The organism is Brucella anthropi ATCC 49188, from assembly GCF_000017405.1.
In the GTDB taxonomy this organism is placed as follows: Bacteria; Pseudomonadota; Alphaproteobacteria; order Rhizobiales; family Rhizobiaceae; genus Brucella; species Brucella anthropi.
In genome coordinates this window covers 1,973,668-1,992,940 of sequence record NC_009667.1, presented here as the reverse complement: position 1 = coordinate 1,992,940, position 19,273 = coordinate 1,973,668, and the positions used below count along the sequence as shown (strand labels likewise).

Here is a 19,273-nt window from a genome sequence, read left to right as displayed (position 1 = left end):
TGAATCAAAATTTCAACGCCTTTTCAAACCGCGCAAGCGCCACATCATCCAAAGGCAAACCAATGCGCAACCAGCGCGGGGCGTAATCGAATTTCCGGATCAGAATATGTCTCTCGCACAATCTGGTGTAAATCCCGATTGCATCCACGTCTTCGACGAGAGAAAATAACGCCGTGCCGCCAATTTCCTTCAGACCGCTTTTGTCCAGAACAGCCGACAACTCCGCCCGCCGCAGATCAACACGGGCGCGATAATCCGCAAGCGTTCCGGCATCGCTGAAAGCATGATTGGCGATTGCCAGTGCCGGGCCAGAAACCGCCCATGGTCCAAGCCGCCGCTCCAACGCTTCAACAAGACGACCGCCTGTAATTGCAAAGCCCAGACGAACGCCAGCAAGCCCGAAAAACTTGCCGAAGGATTTCAGCACGATCATCGGTGCATCTTCCGCATTTGCCGCAATGCTGACAGCCTCATGCGCGTCGGCGAACGCCTCATCAACAACCAGAAACCCGCCGCGAGCACCGAGTTTCTGTGCAAGTTGCAGGAGAGCCTCTTTCGAAATCACGCGACCGTCTGGATTGTTCGGATTAACGATGACTGCCGCTGTTGCCTCACTCGGAATTTCATCAAGCGTCACACATTGCACAACCTTCCAGCCGGAAGCGGCGAACGAAGCAGCGTGTTCCTGATAGGTCGGTCCGAGGATGGCTACCGTCGACGGCGCGATCAGCGTTGGAACGAGCTGGATCAAAGCCTGCGTGCCCGGCGCTGCAACGATCGGTACTTTCTCGTTCAGTCGATAATAGCTGCGGGCCAGTCGCAACGTTTCCTGTAACAATCCTTCATCAGGCAGACGGTTCCAGATTTCAGGTGTCAGTTCGGGAAGCGGAAAATGCTCTGGATTGATGCCCGTCGAAAGGTCGAGCCAGTCTTGCGGCCTGCCACCAAAACGCGCGACGGCCTTGTCGAGCGCGCCGCCATGCTCGATTTCTGCACTCAAGCTTTCTCTCCGCAAAAATCGATGACATGCATGAACGAGCCTGAAACGGAGCCGACTCTCAGGCCTGCCTCGCCAACATCGTCGCCGACAGCATCACGCACACGGAAAAGACGATCAGCCTTTCCTTCACGCACGATGCTGGCATAGTGAAACTCATGCGCTTTCAGTGGCTCCGTCCAGGGAGAACCTTCAAGCGGTTCCAGCACCCGGTAGCCAAGATGAAGCTTTCTTTTCGCAAAACTCGTCTCAAGCTGCAAAAGACCCAGCATTGGATGCGCAACACCCTCCGCATCCTGCAAGCTTTCGCCGAGAACCATGTAACCGCCACATTCGCCGTAAACTGTTACCCCACGGGCTGCAGCTTCGCGTATGCCCGCCTGAAAGCGTCCTGCCTGCGCCAAACGCCCTGCATGCAATTCAGGATAGCCGCCCGGCAGATAGATTGCATCGGCATCCTGTCTCGGAGACTCATCGCCGAGCGGTGAGAAGAATGAAATCTCCACCCCTCGCCTGCGCCAGCCTTCAAACAAATGCGCATAGGCAAAGGCAAATGCGTCATCGCGGGCAACGGCAATGTGGTTGCCCAGCGGCTTCAGGCGCGGGACATTGGCCATCGCATCGAAGCGCTTCGGTCGCGACCAGATCGTCTGCAGCGCGTCCAGATCGATATGCGTTTCCATCGTATCTGCAGCGTGTTCGAGAAAGCTCTCAAGATCGGAGTGCTCGCCCGCCTGCACCAGCCCCAAGTGCCTTTCCGGCAAGGAAAGAGCAGTATCGCGAGGCAATGCACCAAGAACCGGAATACGGAGCGGCTCCAATGCGCCGCGCAACATAGCCTCATGCCGGGAGCTGCCAACGCGATTGAGGATGATGCCCGCAATCAGCACATCCTTGCGAAACTGGCTGAAACCCCAGACAAGAGCGGCAATGGAATGTGATTGCCGGGCACAATCCACCACCAGCACCACCGGCAGATCGAGAAGCCGGGCAAGATCGGCAGATGAACCCTTGCCGTCCATCGCTCCGTCAAAGAGCCCCATCATGCCCTCGGCAACCAATAGCCTGGCACCACTTTCCGTCATGCGGGAGGACAGTGCACTGATAAGTTCAGGGCGCATCGCCCAAGGGTCCAGATTGAAGCAATCCACCCCGCTTGCAGCCTTGTGGTAGGCGGGGTCGATATAGTCGGGACCGGCCTTGACCGGCGCAAGCGCTTCTCCCCGCCGCTTCAAGGCGCGCAGCAAACCCAGCGTTACCGTTGTCTTGCCAGACCCGGAAGCCGGCGCTGCTATCATGAACCCCTTCATGCGCTTCGCACTCCCTCATTTTGATTTCGTCTGGCAAGCGGATCGCTGGACAGGGCTTTGCCGTTCAACGCCCCCATCCAGTCCAGCCCGGCACGCAGACGAACCACTTCACCTACGACCACAATTGCAGGCGGGTTCAGCCCCGCCGCTTCAACATCTTTTGCAGCCCGCGCCAATGTCGTTTCAAGTACGGTCTGGTTGGGGAGGCTTGCATTGCACACGAAGGCGACAGGCTCATCCGGCGAACGCCCTGCCTCGATCAGCCGCCTGGCGATAAGGTCTATATGTTTCATCGCCATATACATGACGATAACCGGCGCAGACTTGGCGATCCCAGTCCAGTTGATTCCGTCAGGCATCGAGCCGCTGGCATCGTGACCGGTCAGAAAGGTCACCGATTGATTGATATCGCGATGGGTGGCTGCAATGCCTGCATAGGCAAGGCCGCCGATTCCTGCGGTCACTCCGGGAACGATGCGAAACGGAACACCATGCTCCACCAAGGTCAGCGCCTCTTCTGCTCCCCGTCCGAATACGAACGGATCACCGCCTTTCAGGCGCAGCACCTTCTTTCCCGATTTTGCAAGTTCGACAAGCCGCAGGGATATATCACGCTGTTTCGGTGAAGGCTTGCCGCCGCGCTTGCCTGCATATTCCAAAACAGCATCTGCATTCTTGAGAGACAGGCAGGCATCATCCACCAGCGCGTCGTAAACGATGAAATCCGCCTGTTGCAGGGCGTTGACAGCGTGAAGCGTCAAAAGACCGGGATCGCCCGGCCCGGCCCCAACGAGCCAGACATGGCCGGGCTCCATCGCAGGCAAGGTCACTTTGCTCCTCGCAATGACACATGCAGCCGTTTCTTCAGCCTTGTTCATTTTCATCAACCACTATTCTATCTGGCGGCACAGCTATCAGATACATTATAAGGCGTCCATGAATGACGAAACCGCTCCAACGAATAAAAGTCAGGAAAAAGCCGAGCTCCGCCGCGGCTGGACCACGGGCGCCTGCGCAACCGCTGCCACCAAGGCGGCATTGACGGCGCTTATTACCGGTGAATTTCCTGATCCCGTCGGTATAATTCTGCCCAAGGGGGAAGTACCCTATTTCCAGCTCGCCTATGAAGGGCTGGGCGATGGCTATGCGATGGCAGGCATCGTCAAGGATGCAGGCGACGATCCTGACGTGACCCATGGTGCCACGATCATCTCGACCGTATTCCCGGCCCCACCCGGAACCGGCGTCGTCTTTCGTGCAGGTGAAGGCGTTGGCACAGTTACGCGACCTGGCCTTCAAATCCCTCCGGGCGAAGCAGCTATTAATCCGGTCCCGCGCCGCATGATGACCGAAATCTGCGAGCAGATTTGCGCCGAATACGGCCTGCCCGCGGATATCGTCATTACGATATCAGTGCCCGGCGGCGAAGAGATTGCCAAAAAGACATGGAACCCGCGTCTCGGTATCGTCGGCGGTATTTCCATTCTCGGCACCACTGGTGTGGTCCACCCGTTTTCGTGTTCAGCCTGGATACATTCGATCCATCGCGGCATCGACGTTGCACGCGCAGCCGGGCAGAAACATGTCCTCGGCGCGACAGGTTCGACGTCCGAGGATGCTGCGCAGGCGCTCTATGATCTGCCCGATTTTGCCATTCTCGACATGGGCGATTTCGCTGGCGGTGTGCTCAAATATCTGCGCGAGCATCCTATCGACAAACTTACGATCGCAGGCGGTTTCGCCAAGCTGACGAAGCTTGCGCAAGGTGCGCTCGACCTCCATTCTTCACGGTCGCAAGTGGACAAGAGTTTCCTTTGGACCCTCGCCGAAAAGGCTGGCGCGCCGGAAAGCATGAAGGATCAGATTCTCTTTGCGAACACTGCGCTGGAAGTACTTGAACTGACTCAATCAATCGGCCTCGACATGGCCACGCCAATTGCGCTCAAGGCGAAGGAAACCGCGCTCGAAACCCTTCGCGGCGCGCCGGTCGCGGTCGAGATTATCGTAACTGATCGCAGTGGGAATATCCTTGCGCGCGTCTGACCCCAAGATACTCATTCTCGGCGGAACGACCGAGGCTGCGGCACTTGCAACGGCCTTCGCAGGGCTGCCCGTCAATGCCATTACCTCGCTTGCCGGGCGTACCAGCAATCCAGCCAAACTGACCGGAACGGTTCGAAGCGGTGGCTTCGGAGGTGTTGATGGGCTTGCTGCCTATCTCGACGAAGAACGGATAGACCTCATCATTGATGCGACCCATCCCTATGCCGCACGCATCTCGCAAAATGCAATGCAGGCGGCAGGCAAGCGCAGCATACCGTTGGTGAGGCTGGAGCGCCCCGCCTGGGAGGAAAAGCCGGGAGATCATTGGATTGATATTTCCGACGAAGCCGAAGCCGCGAACGCCATCCCATCCGGCGAGCGTGTGTTTCTGGCGCTCGGTCGCCAGCATATCGCCCCTTTTGCGAAGCGTGCCGATGCTCATTTCGTCATCCGCATGATCGATCCACCGGATGTGGCACTACCACAGGATTGCGAAATCGTTCTGGCGAGACCCGGCGATTACGCTGCGGAGAAGCGTTTTCTGGAAGGCCGCAGGATCGGGCTGATCGTCAGCCGCAATTCGGGCGGCACCATTTCCTATGCAAAAATCGAGGCTGCCCGTGCACTGGGACTTCCGGTCATGATGATTTCTCGGCCACCGGTCGCGGCCAGAAACGTTGTCACCTCGCCAGAAGAGGCAATCATATTCGCCCGCAAAGCACTAGGTTTTTGAACGCGCCGCGTGGCTGTGCGCTTCATGGTAAAGCGCTGAATCGCGAAAGCTTTTAGGGTCCAGTCCGCGCCCGACAAAAATCATTGCCGTACGTTTCAACCCGAATGCAGCCACCTTCTCCGCTATATCTGACAGCGTACCGCGTAGAATTTGTTCATCAGGCCATCCAACGCGATAGGCGATAACCACCGGGCAATCAGCACCGTAAAGAGGTGTCAGCTCGGCCTCGATTTTGTTGAGGTTCCGGATGGAAAGATGGATCACCAGCGTCGCACCCGACCGCCCGAGTGTGGTAAGGTCTTCGCCTTCAGGCATGGCAGACGATTTCATCGAGGTACGGGTCAGGATGATTGTCTGATTGACCTCGGGAATGGTCAGTTCCTGCTTCATGGCAGCGGCAGCGGCTGCAAAAGCTGGCACCCCCGGCGTCACATCATATGGAATGCCTAGACTGTCCAGCCGACGCATCTGTTCAGCCATAGCGCCATAAATCGACGGGTCGCCCGAATGCACTCGCGCAACGTCGAGGCCTTGCACATGTGCTGCTTCCATCTCAGCGATAATCTCGTCCAGCGTTAGCGATGAACTGTCGACCAGACGCACATCCTTCGGTGCTCCGGCAACAACCTCCTTCGGCACCAGCGAGCCCGCATAGATGCAGACAGGACATTGCTCGATGAGGCGCAGACCGCGCACGGTGATAAGGTCCGCCGCGCCGGGGCCGGCTCCAATGAAATGAACAGTCACGATTTCCCCTTCCTGAACTGCGGACATGACTTTCCGTGATGTCGAAAGTCAATCCGTTTCCGGCAAAAGCTCTTCGATATCGTTGAAGATCGACTGCCATTCCTCATCCGTCAGTTCGAAGAAATTGAAGCTGCGCAACAGGAATGCACCTTCATTGGCTATGAAGGCCAGCCGAGTCCTGCGCCCTTCCGGTGTGGAGACGTCAAGCCCATCCCATTGCTTGCGATACCAGAGACGGGTTTCATCCAGATGTTCGGTGTTAGGAATGAGACTGGTCATCATGGCCGCAAAGCGCGAGTCGTCTTCGGCATCGCTTTCGCGGGTCACGCGAATATGGGCGGCGATATGAGAAAGCGCGTCCATGCGGCCTTGCTTTTTCTTGTCGACCTGTGCGTCGAAACGATCGCCCCACCGCCCGATCATCGCTTTCAAAAGCCCGTCCTTATTGCCGAAGCAATACTGAACGCCCCCTTTGGTCACACCAGAAGCCTGTGCGACGGCATCCATGGTGAGGGCGACCAGCCCACCTTCGGCGACGAGCTTTTCAGCCATATCGAGCACATGGTCACGGTCGATTGAGCGCGGCCTGCCTATTTTGTGCAAATTTTCACTTTCCATACAGACGGATTTATATTAAGTGAGCCCTCCTCGCAAGTTTGAATACAAGCGTATTGAAAAGGTACTATCCAATGTTGCCGAAAAATCGCTGGCTGGTTCTGACCATTGTTTCCAGCGCATTGTTTCTGATCGTCGTGGACATGACGGTGCTTTATACGGCGCTACCCCGCCTCACCCACGATCTCGCGGCCAGCGCTTCCGAAAAGCTCTGGATCATGAACATCTATCCGCTCGTCGTTGCAGGGCTCCTGCCCGGCCTCGGCACGCTTGGCGACAAGGTCGGCCACAAGCGCATGTTCATGTCTGGACTCACAGTCTTCGGGCTTGCCTCATTCTGCGCGGCCTACTCGCCAAACCCGGAATTCCTTATTGCCGCTCGCGCATTTCTCGCTTGCGGCGCAGCCATGATGATGCCCGCAACGCTCTCCATCATTCGGTTGACGTTCACCGATGACAAGGAACGCTCGCTTGCAATCGGCATCTGGGCGGCTATTGCATCAGGCGGCGCCGCCATCGGCCCTGTGGCAGGCGGCGTTCTGCTGGAATATTTCTGGTGGGGATCGGTCTTCCTTATCAACGTACCCGTCGTACTGGTTGCACTGTCACTCTCCGTCTTCACACTTGAAAACCGTCCGCTCGGCTCCAAGCGCAAATGGGATTTGATCGGTTCGATCCAGATTATGGTTGGATTGATTGCACTCACCTATGCCGTGAAGGAACTCGCAAAGCGCGATGCGTCCATGACTGTATTTACAGCCGCGCTTGCAATCGGGTTGGTCGCATCATTCATCTTCGTGCGCAGGCAGCTCGCAAGCGAAGCACCGCTGATCGACTTTTCTCTGTTCAACAACAAGCTGTTTTCGATGGGTGTTTTCGCAGCTCTGGTGGCGTCCGGTTCAATGACGGGGATGGAGCTCGTCTTCAGCCAGCGCATGCAGCTGATCGAAGGCATGACACCCTTGCATGCCGGATTATCAATCTTGCCTATTCCTCTGGCCGCTTTCGTTGCAGGGCCGCTCGCTGGCATCATGCTGCCGCGCCTTGGTACCGGCAAGCTTCTGTGGTCGTCGCTGGGGATCACAGCACTCGGCGTTATTGTCTACATTCTGACTTACAAGACTTCGGCATCGTTCTATCTGGTCGGGCTTGCGATTCTCGGCTTCGGCGTGGGAGCTGCCATGACAGGTGCATCGTCGGCGATCATGACCAATGCACCGGTTGAAAAGGCAGGCATGGCAGCTTCCGTTGAAGAAGTTTCCTTTGAACTCGGCAATGCTCTCGGTGTCACGGTTTTCGGAAGCATTTTGTCCGTATTCTACACGGCAAGCCTTGTGATTCCTGAAGGTGCAGGTATCCCCGCAATCGTGCGCGACAGTCTGGACGAAGCGCTTCTGGCAGCTCAATCCCTATCGCCAGCAGATGCACAAACTCTGACGGCACTGGCATCGGCGGCTTTTGAGAGTGCTTATGTTGCCGTCATCACAGCGACCGCAACTCTGCTTTCGATCGCTACGCTCGTGGCCTACATTATTCAGCGACGTAAGACTATTGCCGCATAATCCGAAGTCGGGACCGGGCGACAGCCAATGCGGCAGTTGCCCGGCCTGATACGGTTTTTTCGACCACAAGAAAGCCATTCGGACCGGTGGCAGCAAGCGCAGCCGCTTCAGCGACACCATGACATCCAATTGTCTCGAAAACAGTCTCCGATGGGTTTTCGAGACGCGGAGTTTCCTTTTCCAGCCGCTCGGCATCGAAGAAACAAAGCGCACATTCATAGTGCGCTGCAAGCTCGTTCCATGCGAGCTCGCCACACTTGGTACTCAAGGTTGCGATAGCGTCAGGCCGCGAACGGCAGCCTTGTAACAACACCTGATCGGCCAAAGCCAAAAGCTCGTCGAATGTCACGCCGGACGAACCGCCCATGCCGAGGACTGTGCTGTAGTTTTTAGAACCCACAGGGCGACGACTGGCGTGCTTTGTGCAGCTCTTCCGGCTTGACGCCGAGTGTATCGGCAATGCGCTGGATCATCGTTGCCTCGGAACGGTCAAGCCGGTGATCGGAACAGGCAATCTTTACGAGGTCACTAAGCAGCGCCAAACGGCGATCCGGTGCCATCTCGGCCAGCATGTTGGCAGCTTGCTTGGTTGTCGTCTCGTAGGCGAAATCCTTGAGATACTCGGCCACTTCCGGAAGCTCTTCCGGCGGAATGCCGAAATTCCTTTCGGCAATTTCCTTGAACGCCGCTATTTCAGCAGGATGCTGGTCGCCATCGGCAAACACCACATGCAACAGCAAAAGCAGTTCAGATGCGAGCGCCGGATCATCGGCCACGCGCTGCACGGCGCTCTTCTTGCTGAGAAAAGCGGTAATCCGCTCAAAGATGCTCTCGCTCATGGAACCCTCAAAACTTTCAGCCTGAATATAATGAATAACGCCGGATGCACCGGAAAACAATCGCGCTCAACGCACTGGCTTTCTTCGAAGATTATCCTTGTCCGACTAGCGTTAGGAAAGCAGCTGCTCTATGTTGCGCCCACCTCTCCCTTGGGCTTCCCCTATGCTTGAATTTTTCGATACACTTACCCTGCTCCTGACGGCTGCGGCATTCATCGCCGGGATCATCGATTCCATCGCCGGTGGTGGCGGAATGATTACAATCCCCGCCTTGCTACTGGCCGGAATTCCACCCGTTGAAGCGCTTGGCACGAACAAGCTGCAAGGCTTGTTCGGCTCGTCATCGGCAACCATCGCCTATGCACGCAAAGGGCATGTAAACATCAAGGAACAGTGGCCTGAAGCACTTGCATCGCTCATCGGTTCAGTGTTCGGCGCTTTACTCGCAACGGTTCTGCCGGTCGACATCATGCGTGCAGCGCTGCCAATCCTCCTCATCGCGATTGCAGTCTACTTTGCCATCAAGCCGAGCCTTGGCGATGTTGATCGTGCGCGACGTATCGGCCCGTTTCTTTTCGGCGTAACACTCGTTCCGCTGATCGGTTTTTATGATGGCCTTTTCGGCCCCGGGACCGGTTCGTTCTTCATGCTCGCTTTCGTGGCGCTGGCCGGCTTCGGTGTGCTGAAAGCCACCGCGCACACGAAGCTTCTCAACTGTGCGTCCAATGTCGGCGGCTTTGCAACCTTTGCCGCTGTCGGCGTCATCAACTGGAAGATCGGTATCTGTATGGGCGTCGCCCAGTTTATCGGCGCACAGATTGGCGCAAGCCTCGCCATGAAGGTCGGCTCACGCATTATCAAACCGCTTTTGATCGTTGTCAGCCTGGCGCTGGCAGTTCGCCTTTTGATGGAAGGAACCAATCCGCTGCGCCAGTGGGTTGGGTTTTAGAGCGCATTTCGATCTGATTGGATCAGATCGGCGCTCTAAATATTTGTTTTGAATCGCGCATCTTTTCCGAAAACCGTTTCACACTTTTCGGGATACGCTCTAAATCCGAAGCGCGACCAGCACCACGCCGCAGCCGATAAGCAGAATGCCAAACCAGTTGAGGGTGGACATGCGCTCGCCAAGGAATGCCGCACCGAACAGTGCCACCAGCACAACCGACAATTTATCAATCGGCGCGACGCGCGATGCATCCCCGATCTGCAAGGCCCGGAAATAGGCAAGCCACGAAGCACCGGTCGCCAGACCTGACAGCACCAGAAACAGCCACGACTTTCCGGAAATCTCGCCGGGTTTCTGCCATTGGCCGGTAACGGTCAGGAACAGGCACAACGCGCCAATGATGACCAGCGTGCGCACGAGCGTGGCGAAATCAGAATTGATGCCCTGAATACCGACCTTAGCGAAGATGGCGGTCAATGCGGCAAACACCGCCGACATCAGTGCCCAGAATTGCCAGCTAGCAATCATCAAAACTCAATACCCTTCTGTGCCTTCACACCAGAGCGGAACGGATGCTTTATCATTTCCATCTCCGTCACGAGGTCGGCCGCTTCAATCAGCTCGTCCTTGGCATTGCGACCGGTAATGATGACATGCTTCATCTCCGGCTTGGCTTCGAGAACCTCGATCACTTCCTCAACCGGCAGATAATCGTAGCGAAGCACGATATTCAGCTCATCACAGAGCACCATATCGTAGCTTTCATCCAATATCATGGCTTTGGCTTGTTCCCATGCCCCACGCGCCATGGCGATGTCTCGCGTCCGGTCCTGAGTCTCCCAGGTAAAGCCTTCGCCTAGTGCTGAAATAGTCACCTGTTCGGGGAACTTTTCGAGCACCCAGCGCTCACCCGTGTCCCACGAGCCTTTGACGAACTGCACGACGCCGATTTTCATTCCGTGACCCAGCGCACGGAAAACCATCCCAAAACCGGCCGTCGACTTGCCCTTGCCTTTACCGGTATGGACGATCACCAGCCCTTTTTCTTCAGTCTTTGTCGCTTGAATCTTGTCGCGGGCAGCTTTCTTCTTGCGCATCTTGTCCGCATGGCGTGCATTCAGTTCCTCTTCCGTCATCGAAAGAAGTTTTTCCGATTTCTCAGCCATTTACCGCCCTTTCCGGATTCAATTTTTGAAGATTTGAACTCAATGTTTCCAGCTCGAACCGCGCAGAGTTGGAGCGAGGTGTCCAGAAGCCGCGCAAGATAGCATCGTTGAGTTTCGCTGCCGTCTCGGCAAGTGCTGCCGGGTTTTTCTCGGCCATGAAATCATGCACCGACTTGTCGGCGATATAAGCCTGATAGACCGCCTCGAAATGATGGTTCCCAACCTTGCCGGTGGTCGCCGCGAAGGCGAACAGATAGTCGACAGTTGCCGCAATCTCTGCCGCGCCCTTATAGCCGTGGCGCATGACGCCTGCGATCCATTTGGGGTTGGCCGCGCGACCACGTACGACGCGCGAAAGTTCTTCTTCCAGCGCACGAATGACCGGCTTTTCCGGGCGGGAATGGTCGTTGTGATAAACCGCAGGCATTGCGCCACTCAAGCTTTCAACGGTCGCAGCCATCCCACCTTCGAACTGGTAGTAATCGTCGCTATCGAGAAGGTCGTGCTCACGATTGTCCTGATTTTGCACAACAGCCTGAACCGAACGCAGCTGTTCTTCGAGAAGGCCGCGCTCAGCCTGCCCTTCCTCGCCTGCGCCATAGGCGTAACCGCCCCAGACAAGCCAGGCTTCCGCCAGATCGTTGCGTCCCGCCCAGCCGTTCTCGTCGATCAAGGCCTGCAGGCCTGCTCCATAAGCGCCGGGTTTGGACCCGAAGACACGATAGCCCGCACGCCGCTCCGCAGTCTTTTCGTCTGACCCTTCTGCAACAAGACGCACCTGTTCAATTCGCATACGCGCTGCGATTGGATTGTCCACGGCATCCTCATCAAGAGCGCCTACTGCACGCACGGCCTTGTCGAACAATGCAATCTGTTCTGGAAACGCGTCGCGGAAGAAGCCGGAAATGCGCAATGTCACATCGACACGTGGACGACCAAGCTTTGCAATCGGAATAATTTCGTATCCAGTCACCCGGCGTGACGCCATATCCCAGAGCGGCTTGACGCCGATCAGCGCCAAAGCCTGCGCAATATCATCACCGCCGGTGCGCATATTCGATGTGCCCCACGCGGTCAGGCCGAACGATGTCGGCCATTCACCATGATCTTGCGTGTAACGGGTGATCAGGAGTTCCGCCGATTTGCGTCCAAGTTCCCATGCTGCCGGAGTGGGAACGGCGCGACTATCAGTAGAGAAGAAATTACGACCGGTTGGCAGCACATCGGGACGGCCGCGTGTCGGTGCGCCGGATGGTCCCGGCGGCACAAACCGCCCGCCAAGTGCGGCAAGAAATCCATCTATTTCCGAAGGCCCGCAGGAAACCACCATGGGGCGCAGATGCGCCTCAATGGATTGGAGAACCGCCTGCGTCTGCGGCCAGTCTGCGGGGCACTCTATCGCGCCTGCAACAAAGCTGGCTACCAGCAGTTCGATACGCTCCACCGTATCACCCGCAATGCGCCATGTTGCAGGGCTCGCAGCCAGCAGGAGTTCCGGTTTGGCACCTGTCCACGCCTCTGCCATATTGCAGTCCAGCGGATCGAATGTTTCGCCAAGCCCGCAATCCGCAGCGATTGCACGCTGGAGACTTTGATCTCCCGGCGCACCACCGAGCGAAACAGGAACACCGCGTGGCACACGTGCCAGCGCAACCAGAAGATCCGTCAGCAGCCTGCCTTCAGGCGCCAGCCCGAAAATATGCAGACCGTCACGTATCTGCATTTCCTTGAGATCACAGAGATAGGCGTCGAGCTTTTGCAGCGCCATGTCCTCATCGTCATGGTCGTGAATGCCCGCATCGCGATCAAGCCCGATGTCGCGCACGAGATCGAGTATCTGTCCTTTCAGTCTGAGCAGGCGGCGCGGATCGACGCCGGAGGCCTCGTAATATTCGTCCACCAGCGCTTCAAGGTCTTTCAACGGCCCATAACTTTCAGCGCGCGTCAGCGGCGGCGTCAGGTGGTCGATAATAACCGCGCTGGCGCGACGCTTGGCCTGCGTGCCTTCGCCCGGATCATTCACAATGAAAGGATAGATGTGCGGCGTGGGGCCGAACACAGCTTCGGGATAGCAATTTTCCGATAACGCCAAAGCCTTCCCCGGCAGCCATTCCAGATTTCCGTGCTTCCCCATGTGCACAATGGCATCGATGCCTGCGACCTCACGCAGAAAAGCGTAGAAGGCAATATAGCCGTGCGGTGGCACCAGATCAGGTGAATGATATGTCTCTTTCGGGTCGATGTTGTAACCGCGTGCCGGCTGAATGCCCACGAAGGTTTCACCCAGCCGCATCAACGGCAATGCGAAAGCGGCAAGCTCCTGCGCAAAATAAGGATCGTTTTCCGGCGCACCCCAACGCTCTTCGATTTCTTTCTGAATCGCAATGGGAAGTTTTTTGAAGAAAGCCTTGTATTGATTCAGTGAAATCGTGTCACGGATTTCACGCCCGTCATGCGCAGCATTGGTCGGTCCTGTCGTCAAGGCACGCATCAATGCATCACCGTCTACGGGAAGGTCAGCGACGGAATAGCCATTCTTCGCCATGGCGCGCAGTACTTCAACCGTCCCGGCAGGCGTGTCGAGACCTACCCCGTTTCCAAGCCGTCCGTCACGGTTCGGATAATTCGCGAGGATAAGCGCAACACGTCTTTCATCAGGTGATTTTCGCTTCAACCGAACCCAGTTTTCAGCAAGTTGCGCCACAAAGCCCACGCGGTTTTCATGCGGCTCGTGTGTCACGATATTCGCTTCCACTGCCGCATCAAACTGCTTTGCAGACTTGAAGGAAACGGCACGCGAAAGCACACGCCCGTCCACTTCCGGCAAGGCGACATTCATCGCCAGATCACGCGCAAGCAGACCTTGCTGCGAGCTTTCCCAAACCGCCTTCGGCGTGCCGGAAAAAATCACCTGCAACACCACATTGCCGCGCTTATCGAGGACAGTCGGCTTGCGCTCCGCCCCCGGCGAAGAAATTGCAAACCCCGTGGCATTCAAAACGATATCCGGCGGACAATCCTCGAACAGACCGTCGACGACTGCCGCAGACAATCGATCCTTGAGGCTCGAAACGAATATCGGAAGCGGATTGAGACCTTTTGCCTGCAAAGCAGCAATCAGCGCATCGACCGGCTGCGTCTGTCCGCTTTGCACCAGCGCCCGATAAAAAATAATGCCAGCGACAGGTGCTTTTGCATCGCTCCAGTGCGTGCGAATACTATCCAGCGAGGAGACATGCTCTCCCGGCCACCACAGACCAGCCTTGAGCAGAGGTGCAGCACTTTCCGGCTTCTCGGAACCCGCTATCAGCGCAGCGCAGTAGTGAAGGAATGCACCGGCATTCACAGCCCCGCCCTCGATCAGATACTGCCAGAGTTCATTTCGCTCGTGCGCAGAGATCGTTGAAAACCGGTCCAGCCCATGATCCGGCTTGTCGTCTCCCGGCAATACGGCAATCTTGATACCGTGATTGAGTGCACAAGCATGCAGCGCTTCCAACCCGTAAGGCCAGTATGTCTCGCCGCCAATGATGCGCACCACGATGAGGCTCGCATATCTGGCAGTACGCTCCACATAAGCGTCCACCGACATGGGATGGGTGAGACTCAGGAAATTGGCCAGCCGCAAGCTTGGCAAATCCGGCGCAAGTCTGTGTGCCTGCGCCAAACTGGCCAGTTCGGTATCGGCAGCGGAAAGGAACAATATCTCTCCCGGCGTCTGGCCGAGATCGACGGCTTCATTGCCGTCGCTGATTGTTCCTTTCTGGGCAAGAAGAAGATGCATCGGTCAGACAGCGTCTTTCACGGCCTTGGCGATGGCTGCTTCATCGATATCATGCAACCCGATCACGACCAGTCGCGTGGAGCGCGCTTCATCCTTGCCCCATGGACGGTCGAAATAATGCTCAATACGCGGACCAACCGCCTGCACGACCAGTCGCATCGGCTTGCCCGGCACATCGACAAAGCCCTTCAAACGAAGAATATCGTGTTCCGCAATGACCGCTTTCAGCTTTTCCGTGAACAGCTTGGGATCGCCCACAGAGCCCACTTCGACTACGAAGCTCTCGAACTCGTCATGATCGTGCTCATGTCCATCTGCATGATGGATTTCATGGTGGGATTTGCGGTTGGCGATGTCGTCTTCCGTGCCAACGCCGAGGCCGAGCAGAACATCAGCCCCAAGCTTGCCAAAGCTCGCAGGAACCATATTCACGCGGCGGGGCGAACGCTCGGCCACATCGGCTTTCACACTATCCAGCCTTGAGGCGTCGATCAGGTCAGCTTTGTTGAGAACAATCAGATCGGCTGCATGAATCTGATCCTCAAAAAGTTCCTCCAAGGGGCTTTCATGGTCAAGAGATTCGTCCGCTGCGCGCTGCGCATCCACCTTGTCGTGGTCATCGGCAAAACGCCCCTCGGCCACCGCTGCGGCGTCGATCACGGTTACTACACCGTCGACTGTTACCTGCGTCTTGATTTCTGGCCAGTTGAAAGCCGCGACCAACGGCTGCGGCAATGCCAGACCGGACGTCTCGATCACGATATGATCGGGGCGATCAGCGCGGTCCAGAAGCTTGGTCATGGTCGGGATGAAGTCATCGGCAACGGTGCAGCAGATGCAACCATTGTTGAGTTCGATCACATCTTCTTCGCGGCAAGTCTCGATACCGCAACCTTTCAGAATACCGCCATCGACACCGAGGTCGCCGAACTCATTGATGATCAACGCAATGCGTTTTCCATTGGCGTTTTCCAACAGGTTGCGGATCATCGTCGTTTTGCCCGATCCGAGAAAACCCGTGATGACTGTTGCGGGAATTTTCTGTCCCTGCATCGATTTATCCCTTCATCCTGAGCGGCAACCCTGCCGCCATGAAATAAACTTCATCCGCAATCGCGGCCACTGCCTGATGCAGAAAGCCTGCATGATCGCGAAATTCCCGTGCCATGCGATTTTCGGGCACGATCCCTAGTCCAACTTCGTTCGAAACAAAAACCACAGGCCCGGCAAGATCCGGCAGCATGGCGACAAGACTTGCCGTCTCTGTCGCTATATCGCGCTCGGCCATCATCAGATTGGTCAGCCACAGGGTCAAACAATCGACCAGCACGAACCGATCCGCAGCAGCATTCAATGTCAGTGCACCGACCAGATCGAGTGGCTCCTCCACCGTCTGCCATTCGGAACCACGTCGGTCGCGATGAATGGCAATGCGGTTTTCCATTTCCTTGTCGAAGGCACGTCCTGTTGCCAGATAGAGTGGCTGAAGTCCCGAGGATTCAACCATTTTCTCGGCATAGGACGACTTACCCGAACGGGCTCCGCCAAGAACCAGAACCGATTTTCCCGGCGAAGCCATTTTCATCAGCCCTCAATCTCGGACGATGCGTAGTGCTGGATGAACCAGCCAAGTGCGAGGCCGATCACGGCCCACATGAACAGGTTCGTCGCCAGCGATGCGACCGCATATTGCGAAGCAAGCAGTGATGGAATCGGTGACGAGATGTCTTCGGGATGCGGAGCACCATAAAGATGCGGCGCCACGATCAGCACCAGACCGAGGGTCTTTGCCCAGATTTCCTGGCGCAACACGATGAGATAGAGGCCTAAACCGCTCAGCACCACGGTAGCGAGCCACCAGAGCTGACGTTCAGCCAGATCAGCCGCAGGCATTGCCGGTAATTCCGGCGATAAACCCAATGCAGGCAGAAACGCGGCCGCGAAGAAACCGGCAACGCCCCAATAAATCCCATTCTGCACCGTAATGCGGCGTCCGAGAAGCAAAGCCACGCCACCAAGCAGCAAGGCGAAACCTGCACCTGCTACGAGATTGGCAAGGATCGTATTGCCCAACCGCCCAAATGGTAATTCAGCCCCTTCTTCCTCGGCACTTTCGGCAGCGGCACCATGATCATGCGGTGTGGCTTCCGCCTCGCCGTGACTATGGCCACCGCCAGCATCTTCATAGGTTTCGGCCTGCAGGATCAAAGGCACTGTCTTCAAATACATGGCGGGAGTAACCAGCAGCCCGGCCAAAAGCCCGGCAGCAAGCGTCGCCAACAAATAACGGATCAACATTTCTGTCCCTCAATAGCAATTTCGCGCCGATGGCCGTCCACCATCGAGCTTTGCTCAGCTTCAATTCCGAAAGATGTTAAACTGCTCAGTGGCAGGGAAAACCATAGGAATGGCGCGTATCGTGCGCTGAATCGTGCAACGTATCAGAATGGGCAAGCCCTACGCCGTAGATCAGGAACGCGCCGAGAAGCAGTGAAACCACAGCCGTGCCCAGACGGGCAGCGAGCGGCATTGCGAGTGTGCTGGAAACAGAATTTTGAGTACGTGCAGCCATGACAACCTCCGTGCAGGCAGCAGGGAAAAACCTCCCATGGGGTTCGGGCTCAATGCCCTCACGCAACAGGCAGGTCTCCTGGCTCACGGGTCGCGGGGATTGAAGCTACCTTCCCAGAAGCTTTGCAGCCTCCAGTGGTTACCGGTTGCCCGGTTTGCCTCATCCCTCTCCGCTCTACAGTCGCGGGGTCGGCTGCGATAAAGACGCCCGGATTGGGTCCGTCCGTCGCATTCCCTTTTTGGTATTGCCGGGATTCGTCCCGGCAAAAACCTGTTGCATGGTTTCGACACTAGGCTTTCGCCCCATCGTCGTCAATCGCGACCGATGATTGACGACCTCATTTCAAATTAAACAGTGCATCGATATCGAGACATGCTTCCAGCCCTTCGGCCAGTTCATCCAATGCAGCTTCAACGCCGGCGCGATAGTTCACTGAACTGCTCTGCACACCAAGATTCTGCAGAAATCTCCGGCGAAATTCATCCGCATTGAAAACACCGTGGAGATAGGTCCCCATGATGCGCCCATCTGGTGATATGGCTCCGTCGTCATGCTCGCCAATTCGAGCGAAAGGCCACCCCATATCCGGTCCAGTCGTGCGGCCGATATGGATTTCATAGCCCTCCAGCGGCACATTATGGAGAAGCGCGGTCGCCTGCACGTTGCGGACCACTTTTTCAGGTTCCATCACCGTTTCGATATCGAGCAGCCCAAGACCATCAATGTCGCGTACATGCCCCTCGATACCAGCAGGGTCGCTGATGTGGTGACCAAGCATCTGGAACCCGCCGCAGATACCAAGCACATGACCGCCTCGTTTCACGTGGGCAGATAATTGGCGATCCCAGCCATTGTCCCGAACCGCCTGCATATCGGCTATCGTGGACTTTGTCCCCGGCAGAACGACAAGGCCCGCATCGCCGGGAATGCTCGAACCAGGCGGCACCATGACCACTTCTACATCCGGTTCAGCCTTTAGCGGATCAAGATCATCGAAGTTGGCAATGCGCGGCAACATCGGCACAGCAACCACGAGCGACTTCTTGTCTCCGCGAACGGCACGTTCAAGAACGACAGAATCTTCGGCTGGCAGTCTCGATACCGCTTTCAGCCACGGGACAACGCCGAAAGAACGCCAGCCGGTAAACCGGGTAATGGCAGCCAGCCCGTCATCAAAAAGCGAAATATCGCCCCGGAACTTGTTGATCAGAAATCCGCGAACCATGGCGCGGTCCTGTTCGGACAGAATTGTGTGCGTGCCGACGAGAGACGCAATCACGCCACCTCTGTCTATGTCACCGACCAGAACAACCGGGACATCGGCCTGTGTGGCAAACCCCATATTGGCGATATCACCGGCCCGCAGATTGATTTCAGCTGGTGACCCCGCCCCTTCCACCAGCACAAGGTCCGCGCCTTCGCTGACCCTGGCGAAGGATTCCATGACAGCCGCCATGAGCTGCGGTTTCAATTCCTGATAATAGCGCCCGCGCGCCTCGCCTCGCACTTGTCCCTGGACGATAACCTGACTACCCATGTCAGTCTGCGGTTTGAGGAGTACCGGATTCATATGGACAGACGACGGCACACCGCAAGCCAGCGCCTGCAACCACTGCGCCCGACCAATTTCGCCACCATCGTCGCTGACTGCCGCATTGTTGGACATGTTTTGCGGCTTAAACGGTCGAACATTCAGGCCGCGATTGCGCGCAACCCGGCATAGTCCGGCAACAAGAACACTTTTGCCGACGTCCGAACCCGTTCCCTGAAACATGATTGCGCGTGCCATGGACTGCTGCGTAGCTTAAACTGAACTTTCTGGCAACGGGACCTCAATCGGCGAGCGTCTATGCAAAAATGCGCATCAGTTTATTACAAATGTGAGCAACATTATTCCAATGGAGCGTTGGCAGTCTCACACGGTTATGATCTAGTCCGGTGAAAAGGTGCGGTGCT

General features: G+C 56.6%; 19 protein-coding genes and 1 riboswitch. Of the genes, 4 read left to right on the top strand and 15 right to left on the bottom strand.

Annotated features, from left to right (window positions below):
- Nucleotides 1-4: 4 nt before the first annotated feature.
- From cobD to cobA, 3 genes are read right to left on the bottom strand one after another with little or no spacing between them, the layout of a single operon-like run.
- Complete coding sequence (gene cobD, locus OANT_RS09825; RefSeq protein ID WP_012091869.1) at nt 5-1,000, bottom strand: threonine-phosphate decarboxylase CobD; 996 nt, start codon at nt 998-1,000, stop codon at nt 5-7.
- Complete coding sequence (locus OANT_RS09820) at nt 997-2,307, bottom strand: cobyrinic acid a,c-diamide synthase CobB (RefSeq protein WP_012091868.1); 1,311 nt, start codon at nt 2,305-2,307, stop codon at nt 997-999. Before OANT_RS09820 ends, cobD begins: the two co-directional genes overlap by 4 nt.
- The gene (gene cobA, locus OANT_RS09815) at nt 2,304-3,185 is read right to left on the bottom strand and encodes a uroporphyrinogen-III C-methyltransferase (protein WP_012091867.1); all 882 of its coding nucleotides are present in this window, start codon (nt 3,183-3,185) and stop codon (nt 2,304-2,306) included. Before cobA ends, OANT_RS09820 begins: the two co-directional genes overlap by 4 nt.
- Nucleotides 3,186-3,243: 58 nt before the next feature.
- Between cobA and OANT_RS09810 the strand changes: the two genes are divergently transcribed.
- A complete protein-coding gene (locus OANT_RS09810; protein WP_012091866.1) occupies nt 3,244-4,350 on the top strand; it encodes a cobalt-precorrin-5B (C(1))-methyltransferase in 1,107 nt (368 codons plus the stop codon).
- Nucleotides 4,337-5,083 carry a cobalt-precorrin-6A reductase gene (locus OANT_RS09805; protein WP_012091865.1) on the top strand — a complete coding sequence of 249 codons (747 nt, stop codon included), beginning with the start codon at nt 4,337-4,339 and terminating at the stop codon, nt 5,081-5,083. Before OANT_RS09810 ends, OANT_RS09805 begins: the two co-directional genes overlap by 14 nt.
- On the opposite strand, the gene cobM is transcribed toward OANT_RS09805, so the two are convergent.
- Both cobM and OANT_RS09795 read right to left on the bottom strand, forming a co-directional pair.
- Nucleotides 5,072-5,830 carry a precorrin-4 C(11)-methyltransferase gene (gene cobM / locus OANT_RS09800; protein WP_040130107.1) on the bottom strand — a complete coding sequence of 253 codons (759 nt, stop codon included), beginning with the start codon at nt 5,828-5,830 and terminating at the stop codon, nt 5,072-5,074. The two genes, OANT_RS09805 and cobM, sit on opposite strands and share 12 nt — an antisense overlap.
- A 48-nt stretch (nt 5,831-5,878) precedes the next feature.
- Nucleotides 5,879-6,433 (bottom strand): TetR/AcrR family transcriptional regulator, encoded by a 555-nt coding sequence (locus OANT_RS09795; protein ID WP_010659845.1) that lies wholly within the window; start codon nt 6,431-6,433, stop codon nt 5,879-5,881.
- 86 nt (nt 6,434-6,519) lie between these two features.
- Between OANT_RS09795 and OANT_RS09790 the strand changes: the two genes are divergently transcribed.
- Complete coding sequence (locus OANT_RS09790) at nt 6,520-8,007, top strand: MFS transporter (protein ID WP_012091862.1); 1,488 nt, start codon at nt 6,520-6,522, stop codon at nt 8,005-8,007.
- On the opposite strand, the gene OANT_RS09785 is transcribed toward OANT_RS09790, so the two are convergent.
- Together OANT_RS09785 and OANT_RS09780 are read right to left on the bottom strand one after the other, a co-directional pair.
- A complete protein-coding gene (locus OANT_RS09785) occupies nt 7,994-8,374 on the bottom strand; it encodes a cobalamin biosynthesis protein (protein WP_040129224.1) in 381 nt (126 codons plus the stop codon). The genes OANT_RS09790 and OANT_RS09785 overlap by 14 nt on opposite strands.
- A 22-nt stretch (nt 8,375-8,396) precedes the next feature.
- Nucleotides 8,397-8,846 carry a tellurite resistance TerB family protein gene (locus OANT_RS09780; protein ID WP_010659842.1) on the bottom strand — a complete coding sequence of 150 codons (450 nt, stop codon included), beginning with the start codon at nt 8,844-8,846 and terminating at the stop codon, nt 8,397-8,399.
- Nucleotides 8,847-9,009: 163 nt separating this feature from the next.
- Here OANT_RS09780 and OANT_RS09775 point away from each other — a divergent pair, with 163 nt between their 5' ends.
- Nucleotides 9,010-9,795, top strand: a complete 786-nt coding sequence (locus tag OANT_RS09775) for a TSUP family transporter (RefSeq protein WP_040130105.1) — start codon at nt 9,010-9,012, stop codon at nt 9,793-9,795.
- Between the two features lie 99 nt (nt 9,796-9,894).
- On the opposite strand, the gene OANT_RS09770 is transcribed toward OANT_RS09775, so the two are convergent.
- The 8 genes from OANT_RS09770 to OANT_RS09735 form a co-directional block, all read right to left on the bottom strand.
- Complete coding sequence (locus OANT_RS09770) at nt 9,895-10,323, bottom strand: EamA family transporter (RefSeq protein ID WP_012091859.1); 429 nt, start codon at nt 10,321-10,323, stop codon at nt 9,895-9,897.
- The gene (gene cobO, locus OANT_RS09765) at nt 10,323-10,961 is read right to left on the bottom strand and encodes a cob(I)yrinic acid a,c-diamide adenosyltransferase (protein WP_010659839.1); all 639 of its coding nucleotides are present in this window, start codon (nt 10,959-10,961) and stop codon (nt 10,323-10,325) included. The genes OANT_RS09770 and cobO overlap by 1 nt, the downstream gene beginning before the upstream one ends.
- Nucleotides 10,954-14,745, bottom strand: a complete 3,792-nt coding sequence (cobN, locus tag OANT_RS09760; RefSeq protein WP_012091858.1) for a cobaltochelatase subunit CobN — start codon at nt 14,743-14,745, stop codon at nt 10,954-10,956. The genes cobO and cobN overlap by 8 nt, the downstream gene beginning before the upstream one ends.
- Before the next feature lie 3 nt (nt 14,746-14,748).
- Nucleotides 14,749-15,798, bottom strand: a complete 1,050-nt coding sequence (gene cobW / locus OANT_RS09755; protein WP_012091857.1) for a cobalamin biosynthesis protein CobW — start codon at nt 15,796-15,798, stop codon at nt 14,749-14,751.
- 4 nt (nt 15,799-15,802) lie between these two features.
- Nucleotides 15,803-16,324 carry a bifunctional adenosylcobinamide kinase/adenosylcobinamide-phosphate guanylyltransferase gene (gene cobU, locus OANT_RS09750; RefSeq protein WP_012091856.1) on the bottom strand — a complete coding sequence of 174 codons (522 nt, stop codon included), beginning with the start codon at nt 16,322-16,324 and terminating at the stop codon, nt 15,803-15,805.
- A 5-nt stretch (nt 16,325-16,329) separates the two neighbouring features.
- A complete protein-coding gene (locus OANT_RS09745) occupies nt 16,330-17,043 on the bottom strand; it encodes a CbtA family protein (protein ID WP_012091855.1) in 714 nt (237 codons plus the stop codon).
- 85 nt (nt 17,044-17,128) lie between these two features.
- Nucleotides 17,129-17,317, bottom strand: a complete 189-nt coding sequence (locus OANT_RS09740; RefSeq protein ID WP_006467114.1) for a CbtB domain-containing protein — start codon at nt 17,315-17,317, stop codon at nt 17,129-17,131.
- 51 nt (nt 17,318-17,368) lie between these two features.
- A riboswitch (cobalamin riboswitch) is annotated at nt 17,369-17,606 on the bottom strand.
- Nucleotides 17,607-17,654: 48 nt separating this feature from the next.
- Nucleotides 17,655-19,106 carry a cobyric acid synthase gene (locus tag OANT_RS09735; RefSeq protein WP_012091854.1) on the bottom strand — a complete coding sequence of 484 codons (1,452 nt, stop codon included), beginning with the start codon at nt 19,104-19,106 and terminating at the stop codon, nt 17,655-17,657.
- Between the last annotated feature and the right edge of the window lie 167 nt (nt 19,107-19,273).